Genomic DNA, 23,116 nt, shown 5'->3' on the forward strand with positions numbered 1-23,116 from the left:
GCTCGCTCCCACACACTATTCCCGGTGGTCACACCTTCGTTGTTGAGCACCAATTCCTAGTGGGAGCGAGCCTGCTCGCGATGGCGGTGTGTCAGTCACGATGATGCTGGCTGGTCCACCGCTATCGCGAGCAGGCTCGCTCCCACACTATTCCCCGGTGGTCACACCTTCGTTGTTGAGCACCAATTCCTTGTGGGAGCGAGCTTGCTCGCGATGGCGGTGTGTCAGTCACGATGATGCTGGCTGATCGACCGCTATTGTGAGCTAGTGGCGTGGGAAAAATCTGCTTTACGCAGATCAATGTCGGTATGGCGATAGCGTCCGCAGCGTTCAGTTGTTAAAAGAGAGGTTTACAGAAACCTGCGAAAGGATCTCGAGCATGCCCCTCACCTTTACTCGTAGCGCCCTGATGTTGAGCCTGTTGCTCGGACTCGGTCCGACACATGCCGCCGAGGCGCCGCAACCCAAAGCCCTGGCGAACCGTCAGGGCATTCCACATCCAGCGGTCATCGCCCATCGCGGCGCATCGTTCGACGCACCGGAATCCACCGCCGCCGCCTACAAGTTGGCCCGCGACCTGGGTGCCGACTACCTTGAGCTCGACCTGCAACGTAGCAAGGATGGCGTCCTGTTCGTCTTGCACGACGATACCCTGCTGCGCACCACCGATGTCGCGACCAAGTTTCCCGAGCGCAAGGACAGCACCGCCAACGCGTTCACGATGGCCGAACTCAAGACGCTGGACGCCGGCAGTTGGTACAACGCGGCTTATCCGGACCGTGCTCGGCCTTCCTTTGTGGGCCTGAAAATCCTGACGCTGGACGAGGTGATCAGCATCGCCGAGGGCAACCCCCAGCAGAAACCAGGGCTGTACATCGAGACAAAGGAGCCCAAGCTGTTTCCCGGCATCGAACGCGACCTCAAGGACAAATTGCAGGATCGTGGCTGGCTGAGTCCGTCCGGGTCCAAGCTGGCCAAACGCGCCACCGGCGTGGGCCAGGGCAAAGGCAAAGTTGTCTTGCAAACGTTCGAGAAGAGCAGCTTGGAACTGCTTCACCAGGAAATGCCCAAGGTTCCGAAAATCCTGCTGCTGTGGGTGGGCGAAGGCAACATCGAGCCTAAATCCAAAGTGACGTTCGGCGAGTCCGGTGAAACCGACAAAGCCGTGTACTACGCCAAGCAAGAGCCCAAGGACAAGGCCGAGTTCGAGCAATGGGTCCAGTACGCCAAGGCCCACGGCGCCATCGGCACCGGCCCTTCGGCGGCGTTGACCCATGGCGGGAGCCAGAGCTATGCGGACCTGGTGAAACCGTGGATGAACCAGTACACCCACGACCAGGGTTTGCTGGTACATGTCTACACCGTGGATGAGCCGGTGGACTTCAAGAAAGTGATGGATGCCGGCGTGGATGGCATTTTCACCAATCGGGCCAGTGAGTTGCTCAAGTACTTCAAGCGTCCCGAAACAGGAACCGTGGCGCAACTACTGAAGAAGAACGGTTACTGAGCGAGTGCTGGATCAGGGCATTTAACAAAGTTTTTCGAATTAAGGATGAATTAAGTTGCCAGAGATAATCTGAACCCACTTAAACGACTCACCCTTTGACGACACCAAGGAAATACAACATGAAAACTTTGACTGCCCTGTTCACCGCTGCTGCCCTGACCCTCACCGCTGGCCTTGCCCAGGCTGATGTTCGCGTCGACCAGATTCCTCAATTGGTAAAGGAAGGCAAGATCAAATCCCTGGAATCGATGAATGCCGAAGCCCTGAAGTTGCACCCGGGCGCGACCATCACCGATACCGATTTGGATAATCACTTCAACGGCTACGAATATGAAGTGGAACTGCGCGACGCCAAAGGTCAAGAATGGGATGTAGACTTTGACGCCACCACTGGTAAAGTTCTGAGCAACAAGCAAGATAATTAATCAGTCGCGAAAAGAGCCGCCCAACTTTCAAGTTGCGCGGCTTTTTCACGTACGTATGTAAAGCTGTGCCAGGCCGGGACGCCACAGCCCAACCGTCACAAAACCTTCAAAAATCCCTGCAATGATGCCGCTCAAGTGAACCTGTCGCCGCGACGGGCACTCCCCGCCAGCGAGCCTCAATGAACCACAGCATCGACCAAAGCCATCGCGACCCGGATCTGTTCGGCCTGCTCTACGGATTCAGCTTCCGCCCCGGCGAGCGCGGGCGAGAGATCGGTTCGGCCCAGGCCCTGCAAAGCCTGCAGCAACCCCAGGATCCTGATGAATTCCTCTGGTTGCACTTGAACCTCGCCCACGCCGCGTGCGAGCGCTGGATGAAAAATCACCTGGCCTTGCCCCAAGAGTTCTTCGAAGCCTTGCACGAAGGCTCGCGCTCGACCCGCATCGAGCACGTGGATTCGGCCTTGCTCGCGGTGGTGAACGACGTCGTATTCAACCTCAGCAACATGGTGTCTTCGGATGTGTCCACGTTATGGGTTTGCGTGAGCAGTCGGCTGATCGTCAGCGCACGGTTGCAGCCCTTGCACTCGGTCGACAAGCTGCGCTCATCGGTCAAGGCCGGGGAAAGCTTTCGCTCGCCACTGGAATTGCTCGTGCATCTGCTGCGCGACCAGGGCGAGGTACTGACCCAGATCGTGCGCAAGACCAGCCTCAGCGTCGACCAGATCGAGGACCAGTTGCTGTCTTCGCGGGTCTCGACCAACCGCGCCGAACTGGGCAGCCAACGCCGGGTGCTGGTGCGCCTGCAACGCCTGTTGGCCCTGGAACCGGGGTCGTTGCTGCGGCTGCTCAATCGCCCGCCGCAATGGTTGCAGAAAGAAGACGTCAAGGAGCTGCGCAAATCCACCGAGGAGTTCGCCCTGATCATCAACGACCTCACCGCGTTGGGCGAGCGGATCAAGCTGTTGCAGGAAGAAATCGCCGCCAACCTCAACGAACAAAGCAACCGCACACTGTTCACCCTGACGGTGGTCACGGTGCTGGCACTGCCGATCAACATCATCGCCGGTTTCTTCGGCATGAATGTCGGTGGCGTGCCGCTGGCGAGCGATCCCGAGGGTTTCTGGATCCTGGTGGCGCTGGTCGCCACCTTCACACTGTTCGCCGGCCGCTGGGCGTTTCGCAAGCGGCGCGATTATTGAACGTGGTCCTCTGCGCCCCGTATTAATTTGTGGCGAGGGGATTTATCCCCGTTGGGCTGCATAGCAGCCCTGAAGACGTGAACCTCAGTCTTTCTGACAAATCGGGTTGCTTGGTTTGGGGCCGCTGCGCAGCCCAGCGGGGATAAATCCCCTCGCCACAGATATAAGGTCTAATAACTAAAGATAGTCAGGCACTCAGCCGCGCCGTCACTTCGTTCAGTTGGCCCGACAACCCTTGCAAATCCCGACTGGCCGCTTCGGTACGCTGGACGTTATCCAGGTTGGTGCTGGCGATACAGGTGATTTCAGTCAGGTTGCGGGAGATGTCCTCAGCCACGGAGGTCTGCTCTTCGGCCGCCGTGGCAATCTGGCGGTTCATGTCGCGAATCGCTTCGACGGCCTGGGTAATGCGTTCGAGCATTTCGCCGGCCTGGGTCACTTGCTCGACACTTTCCTCGCTGCGCGACTGCCCGCTTTCAATGGCCTGGGCCGCGTCCACCGCACCGGTTTGTACCGTCTGGATGATCTGGTTGATCTCGATGATGGACGCCGCCGTACGCTGGGCCAGGCTGCGCACCTCATCGGCCACCACCGCAAAACCGCGCCCGGCTTCACCGGCCCGGGCCGCTTCGATGGCGGCGTTGAGGGCCAGCAGGTTGGTCTGTTCGGCGATCCCGCGAATCACTTCCAGCACCTTGCCGATGCGCCCGCTGTCGGTTTCCAGGCGACGGATCACCGTGGCGGTGTTCGCAATCTCGCCGCGCATCTGGGTGATGGTGTGGATGGTGCCGTGCATGACCTTCTCGCCCAACTGTGCCGAGTGATCGGCATCATCGGCCGCCCGCGCCGCGTCGGCGGCATGGCGGGCGACTTCCTGGGCGGTAGCGGACATTTCATTCATCGCGGTCGCCACTTGATCGGTGCGTTCGAATTGCTCGCTGGTACCCTGGCTCATCAGGCTGGCGATGGCGTTGAGCTCGCCGCTGGCGCTGTCCAGCTCCGTGGCGCTGCGTTGCAGGCGGTTGAAGGTTTCAGCGAGGAAGTCACGCAGCGTATTTGCCGCGAGGGCCAGGTCGCCCAGTTCATCTTGACGCGTGCTCGATACACGCTCGGCGAAACGCCCACGGCTCAGTTGAGTCACGTATTCGATGAGGTTACGGATTGGCTGCACCAGGTTGCGGTTGACCAGCCAGAGACTCAGCATGCCGACCAGCAAAGCCGAGACCAGCATGATCACGGTGCCCAGCAGGATCGTGCGATCAGCACCGGCACTGATCAGCGCCGATCGCTCATTGCCCAGTTTATGCAGCTCCACCACCAACTCGCTCATCTGGTCACTGGCGGCACGGTCGAAGCCCTTGACCGCCGCATCCCCCGCCGCGGCGTCTGCGCCAGAGGCGACAAACGCATCACGGCCTTTTTGATAGGCGGCGCCCAGTTGTGCGTGCTCGCTTTGCAGACGTTCGATGCGTGTCCTGATCGGTGCGGGAACACCGTCATGCTTGATCAACTCACGCAAAAGGTTCTGGACATCGCGCTGGCGATCGTCGAACTCCTTCCAGTATTTTTCCAACTCTGCCGGCTGCTTGCCGCGCAACAGAACGTTTTTCCACTCCTGGACCTGCACCTTGAATTGCAGGTTGGCCTCGTCGATCAACTGCGAGGCGCGCAAAGGGCCATCGATGAGGTTTCGATAATTGTGGATGCCATCGGAAAGAAAGTGAAAGGACGCCAGGGCGATCAACAGCATCGCCAGCAGGCTGCCGCTCAGGAGAGCCAGAATCTGGGCTCTCAGGGATTTTTGTATAAACATGGAATCGATCTCTTCGAATAAAAGGACGTCCATGTCCTGGGTCTGCTCTCGCAACTGCATGTGCAGAATTCCTAGACGAGATCGGCTTGAATGCCTTGTTCTTGAGCCTCGCCGACCATCGGTAGCAAGCTTGCTTTCGCTGGCTGGACATGACCTGTCCAGACAAGCCCATCGGTCGCTCCATCTGAATTTAAAAGTCTTTTTGTCATTTCTACTGGGGTATCCTGCCCAGGCTTTTTAAAAGCGCGGATCTACCAGATCTATCCAACAGACTTTGCGAGGAGCGCGATATGCACGAGATTCCTAATCTCCCCTTCCCTAGCCTGCACGAACCTGAGCAGACGACCCCGCTACAAGCCGGAGGGCAACCCGCCTCCCAGCAAACCGAGCCGCAGCAAGCCACTGAACGCCGTCAGGCCGACAGCGAAGACTGATCCACCCGCACCACCAGACTGTGTGGAAAGCGCTAAGATGCGCTTTCCACACCGCCTGAACCCGAGCCCACCATGACCGACGAAACTTCCTCCTTCAGCCCGGCCCAGGCCAGCGTGTTGATCGGCACCGCCGAAAAAATGGTCGAGATCTGGACCCGCCTCTCTCCCGAGAAACAGGCCGCCCTGCTGGCGCGGTTCGGCACGCAGGAAAATGCCTTGGCGGCACTTGTCACCACGCACCTGGTCGCTGGCAAGACCACACCTGAATCTCCGTCCGGCAAATAGTTTTACTTTTCCACGCTCCATCCTGTCGGTCGCCGTTATCATAAGCAGCCTATCTATCCTGCTGCCCCGTGGACCTTCCCCCATGCCAGATTCCCAGCGCCCCATGGCGGTCACGCTGCAAGTCGTTTCCATTGTCCTGTTTACCTTCATCGGCTATCTGAACATCGGCATTCCGTTGGCCGTGTTGCCCGGATTCGTCCACGGTGAGCTGGGATTCGGCGCGGTGATCGCCGGGCTGGTGATCAGCGTCCAGTATTTGGCTACTCTGCTCAGCCGTCCTTATGCGGGACGCATCATCGACAACCTCGGCAGCAAGCGCGCGGTCATGTTCGGCCTGGCAGGTTGTGGTTTGAGCGGCGTGTTCATGCTGGTTTCTGCCTGGACCGCCGGCATGCCGGTCATGAGCCTGACCAGCCTGTTGATCGGTCGCCTGGTGCTGGGCAGCGCGGAAAGCCTGGTGGGCTCGGGCTCGATTGGCTGGGGCATTGGCCGGGTCGGCGCGGCGAATACCGCCAAGGTCATCTCGTGGAACGGCATCGCCAGCTACGGCGCGCTGGCGATCGGCGCGCCGTTGGGGGTATGGCTGGTGAAATCCCTGGGGCTTTGGAGCATGGGCGTCAGCATCCTCCTGCTGGCCGTGCTCGGGCTGGCGTTGGCCTGGCCAAAAACCGCGGCCCCCATCGTCGTCGGCGAACGCCTTCCGTTCATGCATGTGCTGGGGCGAGTATTGCCCCACGGCTGCGGCCTGGCCCTGGGCTCCATCGGTTTCGGCACCATCGCCACCTTCATTACCCTGTATTACGCCACGCAGCATTGGGACAACGCGGTGCTGTGTCTGAGCCTGTTCGGTGCCTGCTTCATCGGTGCGCGCCTGCTGTTCGGCAATTTGATCAACCGCCTCGGCGGGTTCAGGGTCGCGATTGCCTGCCTGTCGGTGGAAACCCTGGGCTTGTTGCTGTTGTGGCTGGCGCCGGATGCGCAGTGGGCCCTGGCAGGCGCGGCGTTGAGCGGTTTCGGCTTTTCCCTGGTGTTCCCGGCGTTGGGCGTGGAAGCGGTCAATCTGGTGCCGGCCTCCAGCCGTGGAGCCGCGGTGGGGGCTTATTCGCTGTTCATCGATTTGTCGCTGGGCATCACCGGACCACTGGCCGGGGCAATCGCCGCCGGTTTCGGCTTTGCCTCGATTTTCCTGTTCGCTGCGCTGGCGGCCCTGGGTGGGCTGGGCCTGAGCGTCTACCTGTACCGGCAGGCCCCTCGCTACCGCGAAGAGCGGGAGAAGAACTAGAAATCCACCTTGCCGCGTCCGGCCTTGATCGAGCCGCGCTTGGTCTTGGATTCGAGGCGACGCTTTTTCGAGCCCAGGGTCGGCTTGGTCGGACGGCGTTTCTTTTCGATCTTGGTAGCGCTGAGGATCAGTTCGACAAGGCGCTCCAGTGCGTCCGCCCGGTTCTGTTCCTGCGTGCGGTACTGCTGGGCCTTGATGATCAACACCCCGTCGCTGGTAATGCGACTGTCGCGCAGGGCCAGCAGCCGTTCCTTGTAGAACTCGGGCAACGACGAGGCCGGAATATCGAACCGCAGGTGCACGGCGCTGGAAACCTTGTTGACGTTCTGCCCACCGGCGCCCTGGGCGCGAATGGCCGTCAGCTCGATCTCGGCGTCCGGGATGTGCACGGTATTGGAGATGACCAGCATGGAAAGTGTCCGGTGTCAGGGCCCACAGGATACCGCGAATTCCCAAGACAACACTTGATCCCTGCCAGATACAACAAACCCGGCACTCGGCCGGGTTTGTCTTCTTTCAGCAGTGCTTACTTGGCGGCAGCCGCCACAGCCAGCTCATGCCGAGCCTCGCGCTTGTTCTTGATCACATAGCACACCCACATGAACACCACCCACACCGGAATCGCGTAGACCGAGATCTGAATGCCAGGGATGAGCAACATCACGCCGAGGATGAACACCACGAAAGCCAGGCAGACGTAGTTGCCATACGGATACCACAACGCCTTGAACAAAGGCGCCTGGCCAGTCTGGTTCATGTGCTGGCGGAACTTGAAGTGCGAGTAGCTGATCATTGCCCAGTTGATCACCAGCGTGGCGACCACCAACGACATCAACAACTCCAGCGCATGCTGCGGGATCAGGTAGTTCAGCAGAACCGCCACCAGCGTGATCGCCGCCGAAGCCAGGATCGAACGCACCGGCACGCCCCGCTTGTCGATTTTCGCCAGCGCCTTGGGCGCATCGCCCTGCTCGGCCATGCCCAGCAACATGCGGCTGTTGCAATAGGTGCCGCTGTTGTACACCGACAGTGCAGCGGTCAGCACCACGAAGTTGAGGATGTGCGCCGCGGTGTCGCTGCCCAGCATCGAGAACACCTGCACGAACGGGCTGCCGCTGTAGGCGTCGCCCGAGGCGTTGAGCGTGGTCAGCAGGCTGTCCCATGGCGTCAGGGACAACAGCACCACCAAGGCACCGATGTAGAAGATCAGGATCCGGTAGATCACCTGGTTGATGGCCTTGGGGATCACGGTTCTCGGCTTGTCGGCTTCAGCCGCGGTGAACCCGAGCATCTCCAGGCCGCCGAAGGAGAACATGATGATCGCCATCGCCATGACCAGCCCGCTCACGCCATTGGGGAAGAACCCTCCGTGGGACCAGAGGTTGGTCACCGACGCTTGCGGGCCGCCGTCACCGCTCACCAGCAGATAGCTACCCAGGGCAATCATGCCGACAATCGCCACGACCTTGATGATCGCGAACCAGAACTCGGCCTCGCCGAAGACCTTGACGTTGGCCAGGTTGATCGCATTGATCAGGATGAAAAACGCCGCCGCCGACGCCCAGGTCGGGATATCCGGGGCCCAATAATGGATGTACTTGCCGACCGCGGTCAGCTCGGACATGCCCACCAGGATATACAGAATCCAGCAATTCCAACCCGACAGGAACCCGGCGAAACCGCCCCAGTATTTGTGTGCGAAATGGCTGAAGGAGCCGGCCACCGGCTCTTCGACGATCATTTCGCCCAACTGCCGCATGATCATGAAGGCGATGAAGCCGCAGATGGCATAGCCGAGGATCATCGACGGGCCGGCTGATTTCAGCACCCCCGCCGAGCCGAGGAACAAGCCGGTGCCGATCGCGCCACCAAGGGCGATCAGTTGAATGTGGCGATTTTTCAGGCCGCGTTTCAGCTCGCCCGAATGCGAGTTTTGTCCACTCATGAAAAGGGTCTCACGCAAGGTTTGATGATGTTCGTTAGACGTTGCCGCTCGAATCGGATCTCAAGCAGCGCCGATCAAACCCCAGCGCAGGCACCAGGAATTCAGCGTTTTTACAACGGTCATGCGTCACCTGTTTGTTTTTATCTGTGACGAAATCGAACCCGACACGCTTGTGGCGTGGCGGAATGAACAAGGCGGATAACCTTGAAAATGCGTGGGTACGCGAAGGGTCACAGTAAAACGCGGCGCATTGTACACCGCTGACCCCCTGCTGCCAGACATCACCGGATCAGCGTGTCGTTTGCCGGGATCGCACGGGGCCGCCTCGAACGTGTCGGGCGGCTGCGAAAAGATGTCCGGGCTCTTGCGAGCCGTTGATGTGAGCGATGCAAAAAGCGTCACCACAGAAGAATGGAAACGGAGCTACGGCGTTCATTGCGCCTCCTTGTTGTTATTCGCCTGCACGACAGGCATGGGACGCATCTCACCCTTGAAGCGCCCGTGAAACAAGCGGCCCGGCGCCTTTCGAAATAGGAACGACAAGTCGGCGCGGAAGTTTTTTCTTACAGCTGGGAGAAGCGCCGGGCATTGCCAGCGAGACGGGCAATCTCCGTAAGCGTTTCTTTACAAGCCGTAACGCAAACTTTCCGTTCAGGAGGTTTTCAGAAGCTGACTGCAAATTGACGGTAGATAGCTACCTAACCAAAAAAGAATGCCAGTCGGCTGTTTTGCAAGGGGTAAACCGGGTCGCAGAAAATGGAACAAAAAGTTCAAACGAAAAAAATAAAATAATTTTTTGCATTCCAAAAAACCGTCGACTAGGTTTTCAGCCACTTGCCAAGGCATCTTGCCGGCGAGTTTTTGCGGTGCCGATTCCGCCGGGCATGGCTCGCCGGATCGGCCCGCGTTTTCCGCAAAAGTCATCTAGGAGATTCACTATGCAAGCACTGGACAAAGACTTGGAAACCGAACTGCAACTGGACGAATGGTTCGAGGCACCGACCCATGAAGCCGCCGTTGAAATGATGCAAGCCGACGCCGTCGTTCCGTTCGGCACGGCGATGTGGCCTCTGTAAGCGATACCCGGCGGAGCTGATCCGGCCGGTCGGCTCCGCCACTTGCTGTCAGGACGCCAAATCAATCGTCAGGGAAGAATAAGCATGGACACACAACGAGCCATCTCACATTTCCTTTACTACCTCGAACATCATCCCGCCCTGGCCGGTATCCAGTCCGCCAAGGTCTTGCTCGGCCACACCGCAGACTACGAAGCGCTGGTCGCCAGCATTTCCGAACAGGCCGGCGCCTCGCCGTTCCGGTTCAGCACCATGCGCCTGGACATTGAAACCACCGAGCGGCTGTCCCAAGCCATTGCCGACAGCGATCTGTACATTTTCTTCTACGACTCATCCACCCTTCCCAACCCGCGCCCCGATGGCCCGGACTTCGTCCGCGCATTGCAGGGCGTGATGGCGGATAACTGGAAGAAATCGCTGCTGTTCAAGGACTACGGCGAGTACTTCCATGACACCTTCAGCGTTATTCCCCAGCGCATCGCCGGGCTCAACAGCCACCTGATCCGCCGCATGTCCCAGGCCACCACGTTGAGCTTCGAGGACCACCATGGATCGTATTTCGACACCCCACTGAACAGTGTCAAGAAGTGGACGGACATCAACGGCGTCGGCAACTACGACCTTGCGCCTGGTGAAATCGCCACCCACAGCGACACCATCAATGGCCGTGTGAAGTTCGTCGGGACCTTCCTCAGCACGATCCCATTCGCCCGCAAATACGGCGTGCTGCAATCGCCATTGGAGCTGTGGATCGAAGATTCCACGATCCAGAAAATCGCCACCGATGTCCCAGGCCTGGAACACGATTTCAACCGGTACCTGGACGCCAATCCTTCCAACCGGCGCATCGAGGAACTGGGGATCGGCACCAACGAAGGGGTCAAGAGCCTGTATGCCCGCAATGCCGGTTTCGAGGAGCGCCATTGCGGCTTGCACCTGGGCCTCGGTGGAGGGGCCAAGGGTAGCCATCATCTGGATCTGATTTTCGAAGGCGGTGTGCTGGCGCTGGACAACGAGCCGATGTTCGACGGGCGGTTTGTGCTTTAGGCTGAGATCGGTTGTGGGGCTGCTGACGCCATCGCGAGCAAGCTCGCTCCCACAGTTGATCTTGGTGACTGGGAGATGTGTGTTCGGCGCCGCTCCATTGTGGGAGCGAGCTTGCTTGCGAAGGCGGACTCAAAAGCACTGCCTGACTAAAAGCCAGAAAAAAAAACGCCAACCCAACGGTTGGCGTTTTTTCTTGCAGCTTGCAGCTAGAAACTCACCGCTGCCTCACTCCGGCTTACGACGCCCAAACCCCGGACGCTGTCCCGAACCCGCCGGCGCACCACGACGCTTGCCCGACGGTGCATCGCGATCGGCCAGGATGATGCCCGGACGCTTTTTCGGCGCAGGCTTGGCCGGACGCTTGGTGTCGGCCGGGCGATCCGCGACGGGCGTACCACGGCCAGCCGGGGCGCGGCCTTCGCCACGCTCGGTACGACCGTTGGCCGGACGCGGTGCGCGAGGGCCACGCTCGCCGTCCTGGCGAGGTGCTGGCTTGCGTGCGGGGCGCTCGCCTTCGATCTGCGGCTCGCGGGAAGGACGCGGGCCGGTCGCTACGCCGTCGGCCGCCGGGCGCAGCGTACGCACGCGCTCGGTCTTGCCCATCGGACGCGAGGATTTGCGCTGCATCCGCTCCAGCTTATCCTTGCTCTTGGCGGTCATCTGCGGCATCGCCACAGGCTTGAGCCCCACTTCGGCCGCCAGGATGTCGACTTCCTGTTGGGTCATTTCACGCCAGCGACCCATCGGCAGGTCGGAGTTGAGGAACACCGGGCCGAAACGCACGCGCTTCAGGCGGCTGACCACCAGTCCCTGGGATTCCCACAGCCGCCGCACCTCACGGTTGCGACCTTCCATCACCACGCAGTGGTACCAATGGTTGAAACCTTCACCGCCCGGCGCCTGCTTGATGTCGGTGAAACGCGCGGGACCGTCTTCCAGCACGACGCCGGCCTTGAGGCGCTCGATCATCTCGTCGTCGACTTCGCCACGCACACGCACGGCGTATTCGCGGTCCATTTCGTAGGAAGGGTGCATCAGACGGTTCGCCAGCTCACCGTCAGTAGTGAACATCAGCAAACCGGTAGTGTTGATGTCCAGGCGGCCGATGTTGATCCAGCGGCCTTCTTTGGGGCGCGGCATCTTGTCGAACACGGTCGGACGGCCTTCCGGGTCGTCACGGGTGCAGATTTCGCCGTCGGGTTTGTTGTACATGATCACGCGGCGCACCGTTTCGGCGGCCTCTTCACGCTTGATCACCTTGCCATCGATGGTGATGGCGTCGTGCATGTCGACGCGCAGGCCCAAGGTGGCGTCTTTGCCATTGACCTTGATGCGGCCCTGGGTGATCCACGCTTCCACGTCACGGCGCGAACCGACGCCGATGCGGGCAAGGACCTTCTGTAGCTTTTCGCCTGCTGGGCCGATTTCCTGGCTGTCGTTCTGGTCTTGGTCGTTCATTTCTGGGCACCTCCCGGTGTGGTCGAGCCAGGCTTGGCCTGGCACTTGAAAACAGGTCGTTCGGCGAAGGGATCGCCAAAGGGTCGCGAATCATACGCTCGTTGAGGTGATTGCGCATCAGAGACTAGCTGATCTGAATGCACGCAGCGTTTTTTCCGCTGATCGGTGGTGCGCAGGTTGGTGGAGTTTCATCGCTACCACAAGGGGACAGCGGTGTGTCAGTCGATAGATTCAATCCTCAAACTGACGCCGTTCGTTTTCGATCGCTTCAGCCAGGGCGCGGGCTTCGGCCTCCTCCTCGCTCAGTTCGGGTTCCGGCGGCGCAAGGGCGGCAACGGCGGCCAGCAGTTTTTCCCGGGCCTCGGCAACGCCGAGAATGTCCCCTTGAGGTTCTGGCTGCGGCGCGTGCTCGGTTTCACTCAACAGCGGCGTCGGTTCATCCGTCTCCTCCTCAGGGGCCGGACCTTCACGCAGAAGGTCGTCGAAGTCGGTCTTAAGGCCCTCCTCCATGCTGTCCAGTTCCAGGAGCAACGAATGGAAACTGGTCTCTTCCTTCGGTTCCTCCGGCTCGGCACTGGCATCGGCCAATTCCTGCAGGCCCTGGGGCACTGGAGCATCGTCGAATTCCAGCATCGGCTCGGGTTCCAGCTCACGCAATTCGGCCAGCGGCGGCAAGTCGTCGAGGTTCTTCAAGTTGAAATGATCGAGAAAAGCCTTGGTGGTGGCGAACATTGCCGGCTTGCCCGGCACGTCGCGATAGCCGACGACGCGGATCCACTCGCGCTCCAGCAACGTCTTGACGATGTTGCTGTTGACCGCCACGCCGCGCACATCCTCGATCTCGCCGCGCGTGATCGGTTGGCGATAGGCGATCAGCGCCATGGTTTCTAGTAGCGCCCGGGAATAACGCTGAGGCCGCTCTTCCCACAGGCGCCCTACCCACGGGGCAAATTTCTCACGGATTTGCAGGCGGTACCCGGACGCCACCTCCTTAAGCTCGAAAGCCCGACCCTCGCAGGATTTGCCCAACAGCGTCAGGGCTTTTTTGAACACGGCGGGCTCGGGCCGCTCGCCTTCTTCGAAGAGTTCGAACAGCCGCTCCATCGATTGCGGCTTTCCAGAGGCCAACAGGAAAGCTTCAAGCAACGGCGCCAGCTCGCGGGGTTCAGTCAGGTTCATTGATTTGCTCGTTATTCGGCTCGGGCTCGCACATGGATCGCTGCGAACGGCTCATTCTGCACCAGCTCGACCAAGGATTCCTTGACCAATTCCAGGACCGCCATAAACGTTACCACCACGCCCAGCCGCCCCTCTTCGGCGGTGAACAGCTCGACGAAGGGCACAAAACCGCCGCCCTTGAGCCGCTCCAGCACATCGCTCATGCGCTCGCGGGTGGACAGCGCCTCGCGGCTGACCTGGTGACTTTCAAACATATCGCCCCGGCGCAGAACCTCGGCCATGGACATCAACAACTCTTCGAGGCTGACGTCGGGCAACAACTTGCGCGCCCGCGCCTCGGGGGCATCGAGCTTGGGCACCACCACATCGCGCCCCACCCGGCTCAAGCCGTCGATGCCTTCGGCGGCCGCCTTGAAGCGTTCGTATTCCTGCAAGCGGCGGATCAGCTCGGCCCGGGGATCGTCTTCTTCCTCTTCGACCTCGGCCGAGCGCGGCAGCAGCATGCGTGACTTGATCTCGGCCAGCATCGCCGCCATCACCAGGTATTCCGCCGCCAGCTCCAGACGCACCGATTGCATCAACTCGACGTAACCCATGTACTGGCGGGTGATTTCCGCCACGGGAATGTCGAGGATATTGATGTTCTGTTTGCGGATCAGGTACAGCAGCAGGTCGAGCGGGCCTTCGAAGGCTTCAAGGAAAACCTCCAGCGCATCCGGCGGAATGTACAGGTCCAACGGCATTTCCATGACCGCCTGGCCGTAGACCATGGCGAACGGCAACTCCTGCTGCGCGCCGGCCTGGCTGTCTACGCTGTCGACAACCGTTTCCACCACCGACATTCAGGCCTCGACCATGAACGGCGTCGGATCACCGCAACCGACGCGCACCACTTGCGGCTCGCCGTCAGCCAGATTGATCACGGTGGACGCTTTCATGCCACCGGAACCGCCGTCGATGATCAGGTCGACCTGGTGTTCGAGCAACTGGCGAATCTCGTAGGGGTCGGTCAACGGATCGGTCTCGCCGGGCATGATCAGTGTCACGCTCATCAAGGGCTCACCCAGCTCCGCCAACAGCGCCAGCGCAATGGGATGGCTTGGCACCCGAAGGCCGATGGTGCGCTTTTTCGGGTGCAGCAGCAGCCGCGGGACTTCCCGCGTGGCATTGAGAATGAAGGTGTACGGTCCCGGTAAATGGGCCTTGAGCAAGCGGAAGGTGCCGGTATCGATCTTGGCGAACAACCCCAACTGTGAAAGATCGCTGCAGATGAGCGCGAAGTTGTGCTTGTCATCCAACTGACGCAGGCGTCTTACCCGCTCGACGGCGTTTTTATCGCCGATCTGGCAACCAATGGCGTAGGACGAGTCGGTGGGATAAACCACTACGCCACCGCTACGGATGATTTCCACCGCCTGTTTGATCAGGCGCGCTTGCGGGTTTTCCGGATGAATCTGGAAAAATTGACTCACGTGTTCTACCTGTTCAGACGTCAGCGATAACGGGATCATGTTTGAATCTACACCATAGTGGTGGCAGATCTTCCGGCAAGGGGCGGTATTCGCCAATCTCGGACCAGCCCCCCGGGCCATGGAAATCGCTGCCGGCGCTCACCAGCAGTCCAAACTCCCGGGCGAGGATCGCCAGGCTGCCGACCTGTTCGGCCGGCTGATGGCCATTGACCACTTCGATGGCATGGCCCCCTGCTTGAATATAGTCGGCTATCAGGCGCCGGCGTTTGCTGCGGGTGAAATCGTAGTGCCAGGGATGCGCCAGGCTGATCCAGGCTCCGGCGGCCCGCAGCGTCCCGACCGTTTCCTCGAGCGTCGGCCAATGCTGCTTGACGTCCCCCAGCTTGCCGGCCCCCAGCCATTTGCGAAAGGCTTCGGCGCGGTCCTTGACGAAACCTTCGCGCACCATCCAGTCGGCAAAATGTGGCCGGGCCGGCGCGTTGCCGCTATCGCCCAGCTCCTGCTGGATCTGCCGGGCGCCTTCCAGCGCACCGGGCATGCCCTTGAGGGCGAGCTTGCGGCTGATTTCTTCGGAACGCAGCCAACGACCGTCGCGCAGCTCGGCAATGGCCTGGACCAGGGACGGTGCGTTGACATCAAAACCGTAGCCCAGCACGTGGATGGTCGCCCCGCCCCAGGTACAGGACAATTCGACCCCGTTGACCAACTGCATGCCCAAGGCGGTCGCGGCGCTACGCGCCTCATCGAGGCCTTCCAGGGTATCGTGATCGGTCAGGGCCAGGACTCGCACGCCGTGCTCGTACGCCCGCGCCACCAGAACCGCAGGCGCCAGGGCACCATCGGAGGCCGTGCTATGGCAGTGCAAATCAACATTCACGAGACTTTGTTACCTCAAATCAGCTGGCCCTATCGCGGCCAAGGATGTTTGTTATTATGCCGCCACATCCTGCTCCTGGCTGCCACTGTGAAACAATTCATCGATTTCATCCCGCTCCTGCTGTTTTTCATCGTCTACAAGCTTGATCCCCGAACCGTCGACATTGCCGGTCACTCCTTGACTGTAGGCGGTATCTACAGCGCCACCGCGGTGTTGATCATCAGCTCCCTGGTGGTCTACGGCGCGCTGTTCATCTCCCAGCGCAAGCTGGAGAAAAGCCAGTGGCTGACCCTGATTGCCTGCCTTGTATTCGGCAGCCTGACCTTGGCCTTCCACAGTGAGACCTTCCTTAAATGGAAAGCCCCGGTGGTCAACTGGCTGTTTGCCCTGGCCTTCATCGGCAGCCACTTCATTGGCGATCGCCTGTTGATCAAGCGCATCATGGGGCACGCCATCAACCTGCCAGAAGTGATCTGGACCCGCTTGAACATCGCCTGGATCGCATTCTTCCTGTTCTGCGGCGCCGCCAATCTGTTCGTTGCGTTCACGTTCCAGGCGTACTGGGTCGACTTCAAGGTCTTCGGCAGCCTGGGCATGACGTTGCTGTTCCTGATCGGCCAGGGGATCTACCTGTCCCGCCACCTGCACGATGCCGACCCCACCACGCCAAAAACCGAGGACTGACATGCTCTACGCAATCATTGCCACCGACGTCGCCGATTCCCTGGAAAAACGCCTGGCCGCCCGCCCCGAGCACCTGGAGCGCCTGCAAAAGCTCAAGGCCGAAGGTCGCGTCGTGCTGGCCGGGCCGCACCCTGCGGTGGACAGCAACGACCCAGGCGCCGCCGGTTTCACTGGCAGCCTGATCGTGGCGGAGTTCGACTCGCTGGCCGCCGCGCAAGCCTGGGCCGAGGCCGACCCGTTCGTGACGGCCGGCGTCTATGCCAATGTCATGGTCAAGCCGTTCAAGCAAGTCCTGCCGTAACCCTCCGGGCGCGATGAGCCGTCCTGGCTCATTGCGCTCATTTGCTCATTTGCTCATTGTTCTCGTCGGCCTGCCGACAACCTGTCTAATCAGCCTAATCTCGATTGGAATTCAGGAGTTTCAATGCGCAAAGGTCCGTTGTGCCTGTTGTTGGTCACGTTAGCGATCGGGGCGCCCGCCCACGGCGAGGAAAGCACGGAGGCCGCTCATTCGGCGCCCTTGTCCTTGAGCGCGGGTGGCCATATCACCGAACTGCAGCAACGCTTGAAAGACAGCGAGCGCATGCGTGAAGAACTGACTCAACAACTGCAGAACGCCAACGGCGAGCGTGAGACCGCGCTGGTGGGACGGCTGCGCCAGGAAAACCAGCGCCTGAGGCTGCAACTCAAGGAAGCCCAGGCCAACCCCCTGCCACGCCTGCTGACTGACCAACAGCAATGGTTCGTCATTGGCGCCGGGGTAGCGCTATTGGCCCTGCTCTGCGGTATCTTTGCCAGCGGTGGACGTAGACAACGTCGGCAATGGCTAAATTGAGTGAGTCATGAGCGAGCTGTTACTGATAGATGATGACCAGGAGCTGTGTGAGCTCCTTGGCAGTTGGCTGGGCCAGGAAGGTTTCCAGGTCCGTGCTTGCCACGATGGCCTGAGCGCCCGCAAGGCCCTGGCCGAAACCGCCCCGTCGGCGGTGGTGCTGGATGTAATGCTGCCCGACGGCAGCGGCCTGGAACTGCTCAAGCAACTGCGCAACGATCACCCGGAGCTGCCGGTGCTGATGCTCTCGGCCCGTGGCGAGCCGCTGGACCGCATCCTTGGCCTGGAGCTGGGCGCTGACGATTACCTGGCCAAGCCCTGCGACCCACGGGAACTGACCGCCCGCCTGCGGGCCGTGCTGCGCCGCAGCCATCCGGCGGCGGCTTCCAGCCAGATCGAACTGGGTGACCTGACCTTCAGCCCCGTGCGGGGGGTGGTCAACATCGATGAACAGGAACAAACCCTCACCGTATCTGAAAGCCGCCTGCTCGAAGCGTTGCTCAAGCAGCCGGGCGAGCCCCTGGACAAGCAGGAGCTGGCGCAGATCGCCCTGGGCCGCAAGCTGACCCTGTACGACCGCAGCCTCGACATGCACGTAAGCAACCTGCGCAAGAAAATCGGCCCCCACCCCGACGGCAGGCCGCGCATCGTGGCCCTGCGTAGCCGGGGGTATTACTACAGCCTTTGAACACGGCTTGGACCAAGAGACATGGCTCCCTGTGGCGAGGGAGCTTGCTCCCGCTCGGTTGCGCAGCAACCGCAAGATCTTTGGGGCCGCTTCGCCCGAAGCGTCGGACCGGCCCAGCGGGAGCAAGCTCCCTCGCCACGGGGATTGTGTTCAGACTCCGAGATTTGTCAGGTCTGCACAAAAACGTCTTTACCCAAGCTTTACCCACCCCTGACCGCCGCTGACCTTGATCTCCGTAATCTGCACACATCCGGAACTGACCGGGAATGAGACAAGGAGAGACACCATGCGCAAGACCCTTACCGCCCTGCTGTTCGCCGCTGCCCTGCCGACCGTCGCCATGGCCATGCCCGAAGGTCCAGGCCCGATGGGCCCGATGGATGGCCCGCGCCACGGCGGCCAGATGCACGATAAAGGCCCGTACAGCCAACTGGACCTGAGCCGTGAACAACGCCAGCAGATCCGCCAGATCATGGGCGAGCAACGCCACGAACAACGGGAACTGGTGGACAAATACCTGGCCAAGCTCTCGCCAGCCGACCAGAAAGCCATGAAAGATGAAATGGACGCTCGGCATCAGAAAGTCGATGCGCAGATCCGCGGTCTGTTGAAACCCGAGCAGCAAAAGGCGTTCGATGCGCTCCAGAAAAAACGCGCCGAACGTCGGGCCGAGTGGGCCGAATTCAAGGCCTGGAAAGCGCAACAGCCGCAAAAAGCGCAATAATGCACTGAAGCACCATCAGCCCAACGGCACATCGCCGTTGGGCTTTCTTTGTTTTCGAGGATAACTCCGTGCGTTCATTGTTCTGGCGCGTCCTGGCCAGCTTCTGGTTGGCCATCGCTCTGGTGGCGGGACTTTCGATTCTCTTGGGCCATATGTTGAACCAGGACGCCTGGATCCTCAGCCGCCATCCGGGCCTCAACACCCTGGCCGAAGAGTGGACGCAGACTTACGAAAGCCAGGGCGAAGATGCCGCCCAGGACATCCTCAAACAACGCAAGCGCGAGTATCACGTCGATGTCCAGGTGCTCAACGAAAGCGGCGACCCGGTGGTGCGCGGCACGTTCCCACATCGGGCCGCGGCCTTCGAGGCGCGACAGAACAACGACGAACGCCGCCTGCCCTGGCGGCGCCTGACCGACGAATTCACCAGCGCCAAGACCGGCGACACCTATCTGTTCATCTATCGCATTCCCCACCCCGAATTGGACGCCTGGCATCGCGACAGCCTGCTCTGGCCCCTCAGCGCCTTGGCGATTGCGCTGGTGGTGCTGACCCTGTTCAGCCTGCTGGTGACGCTTTCCATCACCCGGCCGTTGAGCCGGCTGCGCGGCGCGGTGCACGATCTGGGACAAGCGACCTACCAGCAGAACAGCCTCGCCAAGCTGGCCAACCGACGGGACGAGTTCGGCGTGTTGGCCACCGATTTCAACCGCATGGGTGCGCGCCTGCAGAGCCTGATCGCCAGCCAGCGCCAATTGCTGCGCGACGTGTCCCATGAACTGCGCTCGCCCTTGGCCCGACTGCGCATCGCCCTGGCGCTGGCGGAGCGGGCCAGCCCCGAAGAGCGCGAAAAACTCTGGCCGCGCCTGACCCGCGAATGTGATCGCCTGGAAGCGCTGATCAGTGAAATCCTGGTTCTGGCGCGGGTCGATGCCGACAACGCCAGCGCCGAAGAAGTTGATCTCAACGGTCTGCTGATCAACCTGCAAAAAGACGCCCAGATGGCTTCACCGGAGCAGATCGTGCAGTTGGAAACGGAACCGGGCCTGACCCTCAAGGGCTGGCCGACCATGATCGAGCGGGCCGTGGACAACCTGTTGCGCAATGCACAGCGCTTCAGTCCCAACGGGCAACCCGTTGAAATGCGCGCGGTGCGCCAGGGGGAACGAATTCTTATCAGCGTGCGCGATCACGGGCCTGGCGTGGAGGCGGAGCATCTGGGCCAGTTGGGCGAACCGTTCTACCGCGCCCCCGGCCAGACCGCCGCCGGCCACGGCCTGGGCCTGGCGATCGCCCGCCGCGCCGGCGAACGCCATGGCGGCACGTTGGGACTGGCCAACCATCCCGAGGGCGGATTCATTGCGACGCTGGAATTGCCGTTGGTGCCAGGGGCGGTGGTCTCCCCTACAGAACAACAGTGAACCCGTGGCGAGGGAGCTTGCTCCCGCTCGGCTGCGCAGCAGTCGCAAACCGGTTGGCTGGATTTACCTGTTGCACTGCGGCGCCTGGTTTTGGGGCTGCTTCGCACCCCAGCGGGAGCAAGCTCCCTCGCCACAGGAAATCAAGTGCCCCCCCGATCAAACCAAACGATAATTCCTCTTATTCAAACTGCCCCGCCCTGTTAGACTTTGCGCCCGCGTTTCACTCGTCCCGCAGGATTTCCGATGTTGTCGTTGCCTCTTCGCTTATGCGCTCTGTTCCTGGCCCTGGGCCTGAGTGCCTGCGATGACGCCCCGCGTTTCACCCAGGCCGAACCCGGCGAAGCCAAGTCCGGCGGCGGCGCGACGGTGCGCAAGGCTGATCAGAACGCGTTCTCCCTGCCTTCGGCCAACCTGCCCCCCTCGCGACGCGTGGATTTCAGCGTCGGTAACAGTTTCTTCCGCAGCCCGTGGGTGATTGCGCCCTCGACCACGACCGCCCGCGACGGCCTCGGACCGCTATTCAATACCAACGCCTGCCAGAATTGCCATATCAAGGATGGACGCGGCCATCCACCGGCAGCCGATGCGAGCAGCGCGGTATCGATGCTGGTGCGCCTGTCGATTCCTGACGCGCCCCCCTACGCCAAGGTCATCGAGCAGCTCGGCGTCGTGCCGGAGCCGGTCTATGGCGCGCAATTGCAAGACATGTCGGTTCCTGGCGTCGCGCCGGAGGGCAAGGTACGAGTCGACTACACCCCGGTGCCGGTGCGTTTTGCCGACGGCACCGTCGTGGAGCTGCGCAAGCCGGCCTTGCAGATCACTCGATTGGGTTATGGCCCGATGCACCCCGACACGCGTTTTTCGGCCCGCGTCGCCCCGCCCATGATCGGCCTGGGTTTGCTCGAGGCCATCCCTGAAGACGCCATCCTGGCGAATGCCCAGGCTCAGGCGCGGGCGAAAAACGGTATCGCCGGCCGTCCGAACATGGTCTGGGACGATGTCCAGCAAAAGGCCGTGCCGGGGAGGTTCGGCTGGAAGGCCGGCCAGCCGAACCTCAATCAACAGAACGTTCATGCGTTTTCCGGGGACATGGGCCTGACAACCAGTCTGCGGCCGTTCGACGATTGCACCGAGGCCCAGGCCGATTGCAAGCGCGCGCCCAACGGCAACGGCCCACAGGGCGAGCCGGAAGTCAGCGATAACATCCTGCGCCTGGTGTTGTTCTACAGTCGCAACCTCGCGGTGCCGGCCCGCCGCGATGTGGATTCGCCCCAGGTGCTGGCGGGCAAGAATCTGTTTTTCCAGGCGGGCTGCCAATCCTGCCACACCCCCAAATACACTACGTCCGCCAATGCTGCCGAACCGGAGCTGGCGAACCAGGTCATCCGCCCCTACACCGACCTGCTGCTGCACGACATGGGCGAAGACCTGGCTGACAACCGCAGCGAGTTCAAGGCCAGCGGTCGTGACTGGCGGACCCCGCCGCTCTGGGGCATCGGCCTGACCGAGACCGTCAACGGCCATACCCAATTCCTGCATGATGGTCGCGCCCGCAACCTGCTCGAAGCCGTGCTGTGGCATGGCGGCGAAGCCCAGGCGGCGCAGCGACAGGTTCTAGCATTCAATGCCGAGCAGCGCGCTGCGTTGTTGGCTTTCCTGAATTCTCTTTAAACTTGATTTCCGAAACGGGAGCCCGACATGTTCCGTCCCAAGCTGTTATTCACCAGTCTCGCCGCCATCGCCCTCGGCGCTTGCTCGCCCCAGGACCCGCAGGCGGTCACGTCGGCCGCCATTGCCAAGCAGGTGATCCTGCCGACCTACAGCCGCTGGGTCGAAGCTGACCGGCAGTTGGCGACCAGCGCCCTGGCGTTCTGCCAAGGCAAGGAAAACCTGGAAACCGCGCGCGCCGATTTCCTCAAGGCGCAAAAAGCCTGGGCAGAGCTGCAACCGCTGCTGATCGGTCCGCTGGCCGAGGGCAACCGCGCCTGGCAGGTGCAATTCTGGCCCGACAAGAAGAACCTGGTCGGTCGCCAGGTCGAGCAATTGGTCAACAGCCAGCCGCAGATCGACGCCGCCGGCCTGGCCAAGTCCAGCGTGGTCGTGCAAGGGCTTTCGGCCTATGAATACCTGTTGTTCGACGCGAAAATCGACATGGCCGACAGCGCTCAGAAAGCCAAGTACTGCCCGCTGCTTACCGCCATCGGCGAACGTCAGAAGCAACTGGCCGAAGAAATCCTGTCGGGCTGGAACAGCAACGACGGCATGCTCGCCCAGATGAGCAAGTTTCCCAACCAACGCTACGCCGATTCCCACGAAGCGATCGCCGATCTGCTACGGGTCCAGGTCACTGCGCTGGACACCCTGAAGAAAAAACTCGGTACGCCGATGGGCCGCCAGAGCAAGGGCGTGCCGCAACCATTCCAGGCCGACGCCTGGCGCAGCCAGTCTTCGCTGCAAGGGCTGGAAGCCAGCCTGAAAGCCGCCAGGACCGTGTGGGCCGGCGTCGACAACAAAGGCCTGCGCGGCCTGCTGCCAAGCGACCAGAAACCGCTGGCCGACAAAATCGACGCTGCCTACGACGCGTCGCTGAAGCTTTTTGCCGGCAGCCAACGTTCGCTGACCGAAATGCTCGGCGACGACGCCGGGCGCCAGCAACTCAACGAGTTGTACGACAGCCTCAACGTCGTCCACCGCCTGCATGAAGGCGAATTGGCCAAGGCGCTGGGCATTCAACTGGGCTTCAACGCCAACGACGGTGACTGATC

At 61.1% G+C, this 23,116-nt stretch carries 25 protein-coding genes and 1 pseudogene; 16 read left to right on the forward strand and 10 right to left on the reverse strand.

Going from position 1 to position 23,116, the window contains the following annotated elements:
• The first annotated feature begins 379 nt into the window (after positions 1–379).
• The 3 genes from ACLK1G_RS09305 to ACLK1G_RS09315 all read left to right on the forward strand — a co-directional run bounded on the left by ACLK1G_RS09305 (position 380) and on the right by ACLK1G_RS09315 (position 3,134).
• Positions 380–1,507, forward strand: a complete 1,128-nt coding sequence (locus ACLK1G_RS09305; RefSeq protein WP_420765178.1) for a glycerophosphodiester phosphodiesterase — start codon at positions 380–382, stop codon at positions 1,505–1,507.
• A 119-nt stretch (positions 1,508–1,626) separates the two neighbouring features.
• Positions 1,627–1,932: a PepSY domain-containing protein gene (locus ACLK1G_RS09310; protein ID WP_420765179.1), complete on the forward strand. Its 306-nt coding sequence runs from the start codon at positions 1,627–1,629 to the stop codon at positions 1,930–1,932.
• Between the two features lie 179 nt (positions 1,933–2,111).
• Positions 2,112–3,134: a transporter gene (locus ACLK1G_RS09315; RefSeq protein ID WP_420765180.1), complete on the forward strand. Its 1,023-nt coding sequence runs from the start codon at positions 2,112–2,114 to the stop codon at positions 3,132–3,134.
• A 187-nt stretch (positions 3,135–3,321) separates the two neighbouring features.
• On the opposite strand, the gene ACLK1G_RS09320 is transcribed toward ACLK1G_RS09315, so the two are convergent.
• Together ACLK1G_RS09320 and ACLK1G_RS09325 are read right to left on the reverse strand one after the other, a co-directional pair.
• Positions 3,322–4,089: a methyl-accepting chemotaxis protein gene (locus ACLK1G_RS09320; RefSeq protein WP_420765413.1), complete on the reverse strand. Its 768-nt coding sequence runs from the start codon at positions 4,087–4,089 to the stop codon at positions 3,322–3,324.
• A 117-nt stretch (positions 4,090–4,206) separates the two neighbouring features.
• Positions 4,207–5,007, reverse strand: a pseudogene (locus ACLK1G_RS09325) (HAMP domain-containing protein); the annotation flags it as partial.
• A 230-nt stretch (positions 5,008–5,237) separates the two neighbouring features.
• On the opposite strand from ACLK1G_RS09325, the gene ACLK1G_RS09330 reads away from it, so the two are divergent.
• The 3 genes from ACLK1G_RS09330 (at position 5,238) to ACLK1G_RS09340 (ending at position 6,948) form a co-directional block, all read left to right on the forward strand.
• Entirely contained in the window at positions 5,238–5,381 is a 144-nt protein-coding gene (locus ACLK1G_RS09330) for a hypothetical protein (RefSeq protein WP_420765181.1), read from the forward strand.
• Positions 5,382–5,453: 72 nt separating this feature from the next.
• Positions 5,454–5,666 (forward strand): hypothetical protein, encoded by a 213-nt coding sequence (locus tag ACLK1G_RS09335; RefSeq protein ID WP_420765182.1) that lies wholly within the window; start codon positions 5,454–5,456, stop codon positions 5,664–5,666.
• An 82-nt stretch (positions 5,667–5,748) separates the two neighbouring features.
• A complete protein-coding gene (locus ACLK1G_RS09340) occupies positions 5,749–6,948 on the forward strand; it encodes an MFS transporter (protein ID WP_420765183.1) in 1,200 nt (399 codons plus the stop codon).
• On the opposite strand, the gene arfB is transcribed toward ACLK1G_RS09340, so the two are convergent.
• From arfB to ACLK1G_RS09355, 3 genes are all read right to left on the reverse strand, one after another.
• Positions 6,945–7,358 (reverse strand): alternative ribosome rescue aminoacyl-tRNA hydrolase ArfB, encoded by a 414-nt coding sequence (gene arfB, locus ACLK1G_RS09345; protein ID WP_420765184.1) that lies wholly within the window; start codon positions 7,356–7,358, stop codon positions 6,945–6,947. The genes ACLK1G_RS09340 and arfB overlap by 4 nt on opposite strands.
• Positions 7,359–7,474: 116 nt before the next feature.
• Positions 7,475–8,893, reverse strand: a complete 1,419-nt coding sequence (locus tag ACLK1G_RS09350; RefSeq protein ID WP_420765185.1) for an amino acid permease — start codon at positions 8,891–8,893, stop codon at positions 7,475–7,477.
• A gap of 651 nt (positions 8,894–9,544) precedes the next feature.
• Complete coding sequence (locus ACLK1G_RS09355; protein ID WP_420765186.1) at positions 9,545–9,817, reverse strand: hypothetical protein; 273 nt, start codon at positions 9,815–9,817, stop codon at positions 9,545–9,547.
• A 14-nt stretch (positions 9,818–9,831) separates the two neighbouring features.
• Between ACLK1G_RS09355 and ACLK1G_RS09360 the strand changes: the two genes are divergently transcribed.
• Both ACLK1G_RS09360 and ACLK1G_RS09365 read left to right on the forward strand, forming a co-directional pair.
• Complete coding sequence (locus ACLK1G_RS09360; RefSeq protein ID WP_003178782.1) at positions 9,832–9,969, forward strand: hypothetical protein; 138 nt, start codon at positions 9,832–9,834, stop codon at positions 9,967–9,969.
• An 84-nt stretch (positions 9,970–10,053) separates the two neighbouring features.
• Positions 10,054–11,016, forward strand: a complete 963-nt coding sequence (locus tag ACLK1G_RS09365) for a M29 family metallopeptidase (RefSeq protein ID WP_420765187.1) — start codon at positions 10,054–10,056, stop codon at positions 11,014–11,016.
• Positions 11,017–11,241: 225 nt separating this feature from the next.
• Here the strand turns inward: ACLK1G_RS09365 and rluB are convergent, their stop codons facing one another.
• From rluB to ACLK1G_RS09390, 5 genes are all read right to left on the reverse strand, one after another.
• Entirely contained in the window at positions 11,242–12,474 is a 1,233-nt protein-coding gene (gene rluB, locus ACLK1G_RS09370) for a 23S rRNA pseudouridine(2605) synthase RluB (RefSeq protein ID WP_420765188.1), read from the reverse strand.
• Positions 12,475–12,705: 231 nt separating this feature from the next.
• Positions 12,706–13,653, reverse strand: a complete 948-nt coding sequence (scpB, locus tag ACLK1G_RS09375; RefSeq protein ID WP_420765189.1) for an SMC-Scp complex subunit ScpB — start codon at positions 13,651–13,653, stop codon at positions 12,706–12,708.
• An 11-nt stretch (positions 13,654–13,664) separates the two neighbouring features.
• Entirely contained in the window at positions 13,665–14,495 is an 831-nt protein-coding gene (locus tag ACLK1G_RS09380) for a segregation and condensation protein A (RefSeq protein WP_489685928.1), read from the reverse strand.
• The gene (locus ACLK1G_RS09385) at positions 14,496–15,125 is read right to left on the reverse strand and encodes an L-threonylcarbamoyladenylate synthase (protein WP_039591791.1); all 630 of its coding nucleotides are present in this window, start codon (positions 15,123–15,125) and stop codon (positions 14,496–14,498) included.
• Between the two features lie 13 nt (positions 15,126–15,138).
• Positions 15,139–16,002, reverse strand: coding sequence for a PHP domain-containing protein (locus ACLK1G_RS09390; RefSeq protein ID WP_420765190.1), 864 nt, complete (start codon positions 16,000–16,002; stop codon positions 15,139–15,141).
• Between the two features lie 87 nt (positions 16,003–16,089).
• Here ACLK1G_RS09390 and ACLK1G_RS09395 point away from each other — a divergent pair, with 87 nt between their 5' ends.
• The 8 genes from ACLK1G_RS09395 to ACLK1G_RS09430 all read left to right on the forward strand — a co-directional run bounded on the left by ACLK1G_RS09395 (position 16,090) and on the right by ACLK1G_RS09430 (position 23,114).
• Positions 16,090–16,686 carry a septation protein A gene (locus ACLK1G_RS09395; RefSeq protein ID WP_420765191.1) on the forward strand — a complete coding sequence of 199 codons (597 nt, stop codon included), beginning with the start codon at positions 16,090–16,092 and terminating at the stop codon, positions 16,684–16,686.
• Between the two features lies 1 nt (position 16,687).
• Positions 16,688–16,987 carry a YciI family protein gene (locus ACLK1G_RS09400; protein ID WP_420765192.1) on the forward strand — a complete coding sequence of 100 codons (300 nt, stop codon included), beginning with the start codon at positions 16,688–16,690 and terminating at the stop codon, positions 16,985–16,987.
• A 123-nt stretch (positions 16,988–17,110) separates the two neighbouring features.
• Positions 17,111–17,521, forward strand: a complete 411-nt coding sequence (locus ACLK1G_RS09405) for an SH3 domain-containing protein (RefSeq protein WP_420765193.1) — start codon at positions 17,111–17,113, stop codon at positions 17,519–17,521.
• A 7-nt stretch (positions 17,522–17,528) separates the two neighbouring features.
• The gene (locus ACLK1G_RS09410; RefSeq protein ID WP_420765194.1) at positions 17,529–18,206 is read left to right on the forward strand and encodes a response regulator transcription factor; all 678 of its coding nucleotides are present in this window, start codon (positions 17,529–17,531) and stop codon (positions 18,204–18,206) included.
• A gap of 286 nt (positions 18,207–18,492) precedes the next feature.
• Positions 18,493–18,930 carry a Spy/CpxP family protein refolding chaperone gene (locus tag ACLK1G_RS09415; RefSeq protein ID WP_420765195.1) on the forward strand — a complete coding sequence of 146 codons (438 nt, stop codon included), beginning with the start codon at positions 18,493–18,495 and terminating at the stop codon, positions 18,928–18,930.
• 68 nt (positions 18,931–18,998) lie between these two features.
• Complete coding sequence (locus tag ACLK1G_RS09420; RefSeq protein ID WP_420765196.1) at positions 18,999–20,351, forward strand: sensor histidine kinase; 1,353 nt, start codon at positions 18,999–19,001, stop codon at positions 20,349–20,351.
• Between the two features lie 243 nt (positions 20,352–20,594).
• Positions 20,595–22,022, forward strand: a complete 1,428-nt coding sequence (locus ACLK1G_RS09425; protein WP_420765197.1) for a di-heme oxidoreductase family protein — start codon at positions 20,595–20,597, stop codon at positions 22,020–22,022.
• A 27-nt stretch (positions 22,023–22,049) separates the two neighbouring features.
• A complete protein-coding gene (locus ACLK1G_RS09430) occupies positions 22,050–23,114 on the forward strand; it encodes an imelysin family protein (protein WP_420765198.1) in 1,065 nt (354 codons plus the stop codon).
• Positions 23,115–23,116: the final 2 nt, after the last annotated feature.

The sequence above is a fragment of the Pseudomonas algeriensis genome (assembly GCF_048847255.1).
Taxonomy (GTDB): domain Bacteria; phylum Pseudomonadota; class Gammaproteobacteria; order Pseudomonadales; family Pseudomonadaceae; genus Aquipseudomonas.

Bases quoted from the DNA above. Each gene is read 5' to 3' on its own strand.
- ACLK1G_RS09305 (WP_420765178.1), top strand. From the start codon at position 380: ATGCCCCTCACCTTTACTCGTAGCGCCCTGATGTTGAGCCTGTTGCTC.
- ACLK1G_RS09310 (WP_420765179.1), top strand. From the start codon at position 1,627: ATGAAAACTTTGACTGCCCTGTTCACCGCTGCTGCCCTGACCCTCACC.
- ACLK1G_RS09315 (WP_420765180.1), top strand. From the start codon at position 2,112: ATGAACCACAGCATCGACCAAAGCCATCGCGACCCGGATCTGTTCGGC.
- ACLK1G_RS09320 (WP_420765413.1), bottom strand. From the start codon at position 4,089: ATGAGCCAGGGTACCAGCGAGCAATTCGAACGCACCGATCAAGTGGCG.
- ACLK1G_RS09330 (WP_420765181.1), top strand. From the start codon at position 5,238: ATGCACGAGATTCCTAATCTCCCCTTCCCTAGCCTGCACGAACCTGAG.
- ACLK1G_RS09335 (WP_420765182.1), top strand. From the start codon at position 5,454: ATGACCGACGAAACTTCCTCCTTCAGCCCGGCCCAGGCCAGCGTGTTG.
- ACLK1G_RS09340 (WP_420765183.1), top strand. From the start codon at position 5,749: ATGCCAGATTCCCAGCGCCCCATGGCGGTCACGCTGCAAGTCGTTTCC.
- arfB (WP_420765184.1), bottom strand. From the start codon at position 7,358: ATGCTGGTCATCTCCAATACCGTGCACATCCCGGACGCCGAGATCGAG.
- ACLK1G_RS09350 (WP_420765185.1), bottom strand. From the start codon at position 8,893: ATGAGTGGACAAAACTCGCATTCGGGCGAGCTGAAACGCGGCCTGAAA.
- ACLK1G_RS09355 (WP_420765186.1), bottom strand. From the start codon at position 9,817: ATGACTTTTGCGGAAAACGCGGGCCGATCCGGCGAGCCATGCCCGGCG.
- ACLK1G_RS09360 (WP_003178782.1), top strand. From the start codon at position 9,832: ATGCAAGCACTGGACAAAGACTTGGAAACCGAACTGCAACTGGACGAA.
- ACLK1G_RS09365 (WP_420765187.1), top strand. From the start codon at position 10,054: ATGGACACACAACGAGCCATCTCACATTTCCTTTACTACCTCGAACAT.
- rluB (WP_420765188.1), bottom strand. From the start codon at position 12,474: ATGAACGACCAAGACCAGAACGACAGCCAGGAAATCGGCCCAGCAGGC.
- scpB (WP_420765189.1), bottom strand. From the start codon at position 13,653: ATGAACCTGACTGAACCCCGCGAGCTGGCGCCGTTGCTTGAAGCTTTC.
- ACLK1G_RS09380 (WP_489685928.1), bottom strand. From the start codon at position 14,495: ATGTCGGTGGTGGAAACGGTTGTCGACAGCGTAGACAGCCAGGCCGGC.
- ACLK1G_RS09400 (WP_420765192.1), top strand. From the start codon at position 16,688: ATGCTCTACGCAATCATTGCCACCGACGTCGCCGATTCCCTGGAAAAA.
- ACLK1G_RS09405 (WP_420765193.1), top strand. From the start codon at position 17,111: ATGCGCAAAGGTCCGTTGTGCCTGTTGTTGGTCACGTTAGCGATCGGG.
- ACLK1G_RS09410 (WP_420765194.1), top strand. From the start codon at position 17,529: ATGAGCGAGCTGTTACTGATAGATGATGACCAGGAGCTGTGTGAGCTC.
- ACLK1G_RS09415 (WP_420765195.1), top strand. From the start codon at position 18,493: ATGCGCAAGACCCTTACCGCCCTGCTGTTCGCCGCTGCCCTGCCGACC.
- ACLK1G_RS09425 (WP_420765197.1), top strand. From the start codon at position 20,595: ATGTTGTCGTTGCCTCTTCGCTTATGCGCTCTGTTCCTGGCCCTGGGC.
- ACLK1G_RS09430 (WP_420765198.1), top strand. From the start codon at position 22,050: ATGTTCCGTCCCAAGCTGTTATTCACCAGTCTCGCCGCCATCGCCCTC.